Below are 8,279 nucleotides of genomic sequence, written 5' to 3' on the forward strand. Positions count from 1 at the left end.
GGCACCAGTCCCAGCCAGGCAGCCAGTTCCCGGCCATTTTTAAATGCCGTTATATCCCCAATGGCAGCAAATAAAGCAGTAGCAGTGAGTAACCCAATGCCGGGTATGGTTAACAAAAGCTGGCAACCTTCATTATTGGCTGCAATCGTTTGGAGCTTCAGCTCAAGCTTTTCTATGCGTTTATCCAAGTGCTCCATTCTCTTATGAAGAGCCTCATAAAGCCCAATGAGAATTTCACGGAAGAGCACTGTTAAACCGTTTTCTGCATCTTCCAGAATCAAAGGGATTTGCCTACGGATAAAGGAGATTCCCTTTGGAATGATCACTCCGTACTCCATTAGCAACCCTCTGATTTGGTTACCTAATGCTGTTCTTCTGGCAACTGTCTGGCTGCGAATTCTATGAACCTTTTAGAATCTACAAATGTCCTGCTGCTCAACATTTTTGGATGGCACGAAGCGCATGTTCGGGCGTTGTGCAGCTTCGCAAATAGCCTCGGCATCTGCAGCGTCATTTTTGTTTGACTTAACGTAAGGCTTCACGAATTGGGGAGCAATGATGCGAACGTCATGGCCCAGCTCGGTAAACTTACGACACAAGTAGTGTGATCCTCCGCAGGCTTCAATAGCGATAAGGCATTGGGGCAAATTGGCTATGTACGGCAAGAGCGCTTTTCGATTGAGTTTCTTTTTGATGACCACTTTGCCTCTGGCATCAACACCATGCAGCTGAAAACTATTTTTACTCAAATCAATTCCGAGAACAGCAACCTGACCTTTCTGGCTTACTCCTGATTTGTTATGTTTACTCATGGTTCGCTCCGTTTCTTATTTTGAATGACGTTCGCTTAGCTCATGCTATCATGGCTCAATTGAAGCAGGTTTGGGAGCGGGGCGGACCATTCCATTAGGTCTTTCTTCTTGACGCATAAACAAGTATTAAACCATGGTCAGGTTTTGAATATTGTATTTATTCAAAAAGAAAGACCTGACCCCAATTTTTTTGACCCCAATTTTTTTTTTACTCAAATCAATTCCGAGAACAGCAACCTGACCTTTCTGGCTTACTCCTGATTTGTTATGTTTGCTCATGATTCGCTCCGTTTCTTATTTTGAATGACGTTCGCTTAGCTCATTCTATCATGGCTCATTTGAAGCCGGTTTGGGAGCGGGGCGGACCATTCCATTAGGTCTTTCATTGTGCATAACTTATATTGTTAGATATCATTTATTTCTGATGTTAGGAAGTGGTTTTTTAAATTTAAACGACAGTAGATATGCACAATGAAAGACCTGACCCCATTTTTTCTGCCATTTTTTCTGGGAATATAATGCAAGTGGCGGTATGCATTCCCACGGGGACCGTGGGAACGAGATATTCCACCCATCATTTGGTTTTAATCGTGGCGTTCATCCTCAGAGACCTGTCATTGAATTCTCACCCCGAAACTCCGGATTTTCAGGGTGAATCTGCCTTTTCCCGCTTATATCAATACAAAAACATAATCCATACAGTTGTCAATCACTCTATACCTGCAACAGCTCTCCTATACTGCGCTGGGTGCCGGACTATTTGAAATGGTTTTAGCAATAACAAAGGAGCACTTGTTTGGGACAGTTGTCTCCGGGTTTTGGGGCTCTTTTTTACTGAATAGAGAGGATTTCTTGACGTAACATGCGACAGTAGCCGTGACAGCTACCATTGTGCACAGAGCTGAGACTCCCAAACATACGTATCCAATAGTGGCACTCCAAGATGTCCAGGTATTTCCCTGCTTTTGCAGCTGAGGGGACATGTTTTCTGCTTCTTCCTTATGAGATGACTTTTGTATTAATTTTTGCTGCTGAAAGGGCTTGTATACGGCTATCCCAGTGCCAGTGTCTCCCTCTTCTGACAAATTTGTATCAGTATTGAACTCTTTAGTAAAATCAGGATCTAAGGGGAGTGAACTGCCTGTACTGGTTACCTGGTCAGGTACTTGTATACCAGACTTTATAACTGTTGTGTCAGGTAAGGCCGCTATTTCTAAAAAGGGAGTCTGGCTTGTTGGACAATGCTGCTCATCTCTCTGATTATTACAGTCTGGCTTCCCATCACAAACTTCTTCCGACGCTATGTTTTCACCGCCACCACAATAGAACCTGCCTGCATTCCTGAAATGCGCGGGACGCGCGCAGTATTCATCGGTTTTGTCTGAGCAATCTGGGACTCCATCACAGAGCTGACCAGCAGCATTAGGTAATATCTCCCCGTTTAAACACGGGTAATCACCAGTTTTTCTAAATTTTCTGAGACTAGTCCACACATCAGGGGAAATCCTGCCTACAGCTGCATAGTCTGCATTAGTATTACAATTCTTCTCATCAGCTCCATTTAAACAGTCCTGCTTGCCATCACAGAGCGGATTGCCATCTCTTTTGTGCAATACAGTCCCTGCTTTATCCTCACATAAGAATTGGCGTTTCTCGTCATACCCCCTGACGGCTGCAAAGTTGTTGACAGGGATGGTCGATTTCTCATGAGGTCTCGTTTCAGGGAGAAGCGCTGCCGTTGTATACTGCTGTTCAGTCGTAGATTGAATCGTTTGAGTCGTGGGTTGAGTCGTGGGCTTATCTGTGGTGGTATCCCTGCCCGTGGATATCAGGATATTCGAGGGGTCCCGGGTCGTTGGGCAGGGGTGACTCAGCTCAATGTTCCTGCCGTCACAAATTTGCCGGCCCGCTTGTGCATACTGCCGAGGAGTTGTACAGACCTCCTCAGACCCGTCATAGCAGTCTTTGTTTCCGTCACAAACATTATACCCATCCCTGACTTTCAACAATACGTCTCCGGTTAAACAATGGTATTCACCAGTTTTTTCATATTGATCAAGTTTAGAATCAATTTGACCTACGGCATTGAGATCCTTGATATCCCGACAGAATTCATCACCGCCATGTACACAATCTGATATGCCGTTACACACCGGATTACCATCGCTTTTGTTCAATACAGTTCCGTCCCCACACGTGAATGTGCCATTTTCCCTGTATTCTTTGATGACTGATTGTTTCTTACGTACCCTTTCGTAATATTCTCCACATTTCGTGTTAAGAACCTCATTACCTGAGGATGCATAACTGCCTTTGAATCGAACATTCATACTATCTATGGCATTGGCATAATTTTTGTCTGTACGGTAGTCGCCCTGTGGGATCGTAATCCTGGCGGTCTGGTCGCCTACATAAATTGATGCAGCTGATTTGTGATTTTTATTGCTGCATAAATGATCGGACCTCTGGTTAATTTCCTTTGTTTTTTTATTCACCGTGAAAAAGTTGAACGATACTGTATCTTCCGATTGCGGACTGCCAGCCTCTGGATAGGTTGAATAAACCTCACGGAGAGAGTTATCAGATTCCTTATTACAGCCTCCCTTCCTGACCTGGATCGGACTGGTAGCCTCACCTCCTGATGCCTTATATCCAGGGTATTTATGATTGTTATAAGTATCATGAGCTTCTTTTATCATCTCTTCGCCAACACGGGTTGCGATTTCCTTCTGTAAATATTCAGGCACTTCGGTTGCAAGATAGGTTGCTCCGGGATTTTCCAAAAAACGCTTATCAACTAATATCTGTCCATCTGTTTGCCTCCCACCAGCATCCATCATTAATGGAACTTCTCGATATCCTTCACAAATTTCTTTAGAAGATTCCACATTCCTGGGTTTTAATAAGGTAACTTTAGGTTCACCTTCCGGGGTGTAGACTATATGCTTCCACATAGTTGAGTTATAGATGATCTCTGTCGCTAACATCGAATCATCACCATTCACAAAGCGCACGCCTTGATTAAAGAACCACAAAGCCACAGCAGTATAATAAGAGACTATGCCATCAGGGTTTTTACAAATTCGTAATGGTAGTTTAACGGTGTTATTAATCACATTGGTGCCTATATGGATAAAACTGTCTTTTATCGTGTTTATTAGCGGTGAAAGGATTTGAGTGACTGGTGATGCCTGTCTCTGGTATATCGGCTTATCATTCTTGGTATCTTGCTGTGAGGGCACTTTCCTGTGAATTGTGGAAGTTGGCGTGGATACGCCGCCTTTTTCCATGTGGCAGGATTTTTTCTGATTCAGTACGCTGAATACAGGATTTGAGTCATTTATACGGTGCATAGAATAACCTCGTCTTATAACTGATAACATCCATCCATACATCCCCACCCCAAACCCAAAATGTAGACCTAGTTGTGTGATTCGTTCAATACCAATATTTAATAAGTCATTTGGTGATATTTGATTAAAGGAATATTGATGTCTACTGACTGTAAGGATGAATGGAATGTCAGCGAGAATGAGGATTTTTTGTAACTTCTCAAAAAGTACTGGAAAGGAAAACGGGCTCTTTCGCAGGTTCTGGCTCTATTCAAACCTTTCGCAAATCGCTCTAACTCTGATATACCAGTCTCTTTGGCTAATCCAACCCACTTATCCAGGAACTTGCTGGCGCTGGCTTTATATTTATACGTCCATAGTTGCTTAAGAATGTCATTAAGAATATAGGCCTGATTCAGATCTTCATTCATTGCCAAAGTAGAAAAAAAGAAAAAAGGACATCCATAAATTTATCTAAGTAGAAAAAAGGACATCCATAAATTTATCCATACTTAACCATGGATAAATTTATTATGGATGTCTCTATTTGTGCTATTTGTGGTTGTTCGAAAAGAGTCAAATTTATTGGATGTCCCCATTTGCTCCGCTATATTCAGTGGATGGGAAATGAAATCTGAGATCTGGAACTTTTTCTTGATTTATTGATCAGAGACATCAGAAAGAATGAAAAAGATTAAGAATCTTTTTTCTTGATGGAAAATTATAAACATTAATAGAGATAATAAGATGCTAATTGCTGATTTCAGCCACATTAAAGATTCCGCTGAAATTCTGAATAAACAGCCTGTTGACACAATTTCAAACCAGCAACATTACAGCCTGTGGAAAGTCGACACACGCAAACCCGTAAACCCTTACTGCCGTAGGATTGAGCGGGAGATACTCTCCGCCTCAATCATGTACAAAATTGAGGCATCAAATTTATCCACAAGAAGAGTTAACAATGTAGTAGCACTGCCCAAGGCCCTTTCTGATGGCTACGCCAGACTCAATGAACTACCCATAAACTTCATCTGGATTGGCAGTATTATTCCCACCAGATATCGGAATAATATATTGCAATGGTCTGAACAGTATCCAGAGCGGTTGCATGTTCTCTGGGTGCATGGGGAAGCCCTTTCATCAAAAGACAGAGTTACCATGAACGGGCTGATGAATAAAAATAACATCAGAGTGCTGGATATTGCCGAGAGCCAGTTTATACAGGAAACTCCGATTCTTCGTGATTTGGCAAAATGGCTATTTGCCAACATAGAAGATATAGAAGATAACAAAAAGCTATTCCATTATGTCGCTGCCAGTGATATCTATCGTATTGCCCTGATGTACTTTGGCAGTGAAATAATTACACAAATGCTCACGGCAACAGATTCCTATAAAAAGAAGCTAGTCGATAAAGGGTTGATTTATTTTGATACCGATATTCTCTTTGAGTCAGTTCAGGGCATTGATGATTGTCTATTCAAGGGCGTGCTCGAATTTGATGATGCTAATGATATTTTTGCAGCATCTGAAAGTAAAATGCCTTTTTTTAAGGAGTTACTGGATACAGTACTGAATCATACCAAAAAGAATATGGAACAAAAGTCCATTGATTTTTTCAAAACCAGGTCAGAGGTTCTTGGGTGTAGCTATCACATAACCGAGAGAATGAAAGCTAAATACTTCAAATCACGTCTAAATTACAGGGCATTTCCATTTAAGAATCCGGTTAGATGTGCAGATGGAACCTGGCAAGAAGGCAAAGCACTAAATATGGAACGACCAGCCCCGGTTTATCGAAACCAGGGCTCGGTAATACCTGCGGGGGCTAAAAATGTATTGCCGCCAAAAGAATAAGTGGCTGGCCATCACTGACCAGCCAGCCTGTTTGCGGTTAGCTCATGGTGAGTTTAATAACCGCTCTCGGCTTCAAGTTGATAGGCAGCGGGTTTGATTGAGTGTGAATAATCACGCCTTTCTCAAAATCCATTACCTTCTGCTTGGCATAGCGAGGCAGACCGATAGTGTTGACAGTCTCAACAAAGTCAGCCGGAGCAAACCAAGTCTTGAAGATGTCCGCAGGGGGTGTTTTAGATATTAGTGGATTTACCAAATAGCCCTGTAATGGCTGTAAGTACACAGTCATATCCCTGTTTGGGAGGTCGTCGTGGAACAGCCGCAGTTTCTATCTCTACTTGAATCCATAAAGTCACTTTCTTCAGAGCAAACTCTTATCCTGTATAACGCACTACCAGCGCCCGATACTTTGGATATCAAACCCGATGAGAGTCAGGTGCTTGAAGCGGTCGAAGAAACGTTTCATAAAGCTCCATATTGCCCAAGATGTCACAGCGACAACGTAGGCGGCTGGGGTAAGCAGAGTGGCCTGAAGCGTTACAAATGCAAGGCCTGCAGCAAGACATTCAATGCCCTGACCACAACACCTCTCGCCTGGTTACGAGTAAAAGACAAACTGGATCAATATCTTGAGTGTATGCGCGGCGATACAGCTCTCCGGGTAGCCGCAAGGCAGTGTGGTATCTCTCTACCAACCTCTTTCTTACTGCGACACCGGCTAATGAATGTCATCCAGGCCGACAAACCTGAGCTACTCAGTGGCATTACAGAGCTGGATGAAACGTTCTTCCTCGAAAACCATAAAGGTAATCGAGGGCTCAAGGTTCCTCGCAAGCGTGGGAAGCGTAAGGCTCGGGGTAAGAAGTCACAATCAGTATCAGTAGAGGAGCAGCCAAAGCTCATTCCTGTCATGGTTGCCTGTGACAGGCAGCAGCATGTTACTGATGCGGTTCTGGAACATGTCAGTGCAGATGAACTGGAATCACATTTATCAGGTCGACTGAAGCCTGGAGCGATTCTGTGTGCTGATGCACACCTGAGTCATGAAAGCGTTGCTCGGCGACTCAACCTTGAGCTGAAGGAGCTGGTGACTTCGAAGGGAGTCTACGTAATAGACGACGAATATCATATCCAGCGTGTCAATGCTTATCACAGTGATTTGAAGTCGTGGATCAACGGGTTTTTCAAGGGTGTAGCCACCAAAAATCTGCCTAAGCATCTTGGCTTGAAGCGGTTTCTTAAAACCGAAGTCTTTACTGTAGATGGCCTCTTAGAACGAATTGCGAGTCATTGGGTAAAACCACTTTTAAATTAAACACCGCCAGAAACCACCAGGGAGATAGGTTTATGAGAAAGCTACTTGGCTTGGTTAGCGATAGTATTCGCGATATAAAACGTACCTCAGATCACTATGAAAAGAGACGATTAGCGTCCTTATTTCTTGAAAACGTCGAAGAGCAGTGTGTTGATAAAGATCAATTCGGCTTTTTTCTTGAGTTATTTTTGCACCATCTCTCTAAAAACAATTCAGACTGGTTAAGAAGTATGGATTGGACGTGTAGATGAGATAATCTGATTCCTCAAATTGCATCTGCTTACTGGCTTGATATTAATGGCCTTGAACAGATGCTTTGAAGAATTTGGCTGAGAGGTCTCAGTTGGAGGAAAGTCTAAGCAAACCTATTTTTTCCTCCAGCCGACCAATCCTATTAACCGACCAACAAATTAAGCATTCCTCACTGTCTCCACCGCTTCATCCGCAGGCGGTTCCTTCATCATCCCTACCAGCTTCTAGAAAGGTAGCCACATCATATTTCCTCCAAATAATTCAACAGCGGCTCCACACGCTTGCCACACATAGCTTGGTACTTGGTACTTGGTACTTGGTACTTGGTACTTAAATACTCGGCAGCATCAATCAGGGACTGCATATCCACCCGATGCCCAGCTCGCTTCAAAACCGGGGTCAGATCTTGATTGCGACAGGCGAAGCCTGAGAATGTGGGAGGTTTTATGAACTGAAATCATTCGTTGAAATCCAGTGGGTTCGACTCCCACCCGGTAGAGATTAACCATAATCACAAATAGAGAGATCCATAATCACAAACACAAATCACAAATAGAAATCACAAATAGACACAAATAGAGACATCCATAATCACAAATAGAGACATCCATAAATTTGACTCTTCGAACAACTAATCTACTTTTCTTCTGTACTGATTTTATTCCTGACAGGAGAGCCCATGACCAGCGCCCGGAGAAATCTGATTGA

General features: G+C 43.0%; 8 protein-coding genes. 2 read left to right on the top strand and 6 right to left on the bottom strand.

The features are described 5' to 3' along the window. The 5 genes from RM811_RS02095 to RM811_RS02115 all read right to left on the bottom strand — a co-directional run. A partial coding sequence (locus tag RM811_RS02095) for a transposase (RefSeq protein ID WP_402520293.1) occupies positions 1 to 326 on the bottom strand: 326 nt, incomplete at its 3' end. Positions 327 to 410: 84 nt separating this feature from the next. Then, positions 411 to 812, bottom strand: coding sequence for a transposase (locus RM811_RS02100; protein WP_402520295.1), 402 nt, complete (start codon positions 810 to 812; stop codon positions 411 to 413). Between the two features lie 126 nt (positions 813 to 938). Then, complete coding sequence (locus RM811_RS02105) at positions 939 to 1,091, bottom strand: hypothetical protein (protein WP_402520297.1); 153 nt, start codon at positions 1,089 to 1,091, stop codon at positions 939 to 941. Between the two features lie 455 nt (positions 1,092 to 1,546). Beyond that, positions 1,547 to 4,165 (bottom strand): hypothetical protein, encoded by a 2,619-nt coding sequence (locus RM811_RS02110; protein WP_402520299.1) that lies wholly within the window; start codon positions 4,163 to 4,165, stop codon positions 1,547 to 1,549. Positions 4,166 to 4,263: 98 nt separating this feature from the next. Beyond that, a complete protein-coding gene (locus tag RM811_RS02115) occupies positions 4,264 to 4,575 on the bottom strand; it encodes a transposase (RefSeq protein WP_402520301.1) in 312 nt (103 codons plus the stop codon). 316 nt (positions 4,576 to 4,891) lie between these two features. On the opposite strand from RM811_RS02115, the gene RM811_RS02120 reads away from it, so the two are divergent. Continuing rightward, positions 4,892 to 6,004: a hypothetical protein gene (locus RM811_RS02120; RefSeq protein WP_402520303.1), complete on the top strand. Its 1,113-nt coding sequence runs from the start codon at positions 4,892 to 4,894 to the stop codon at positions 6,002 to 6,004. 37 nt (positions 6,005 to 6,041) lie between these two features. Here RM811_RS02120 and RM811_RS02125 read toward each other — a convergent pair whose 3' ends face one another. Beyond that, positions 6,042 to 6,287: a major capsid protein gene (locus RM811_RS02125; protein ID WP_402520305.1), complete on the bottom strand. Its 246-nt coding sequence runs from the start codon at positions 6,285 to 6,287 to the stop codon at positions 6,042 to 6,044. Positions 6,288 to 6,314: 27 nt separating this feature from the next. On the opposite strand from RM811_RS02125, the gene RM811_RS02130 reads away from it, so the two are divergent. Continuing rightward, a complete protein-coding gene (locus tag RM811_RS02130) occupies positions 6,315 to 7,319 on the top strand; it encodes an IS1595 family transposase (RefSeq protein ID WP_402520307.1) in 1,005 nt (334 codons plus the stop codon). The last annotated feature ends 960 nt before the right edge of the window (positions 7,320 to 8,279 follow it).

Source organism: Endozoicomonas sp. (genome assembly GCF_031844845.1).
Lineage (GTDB): Bacteria > Pseudomonadota > Gammaproteobacteria > Pseudomonadales > Endozoicomonadaceae > Endozoicomonas.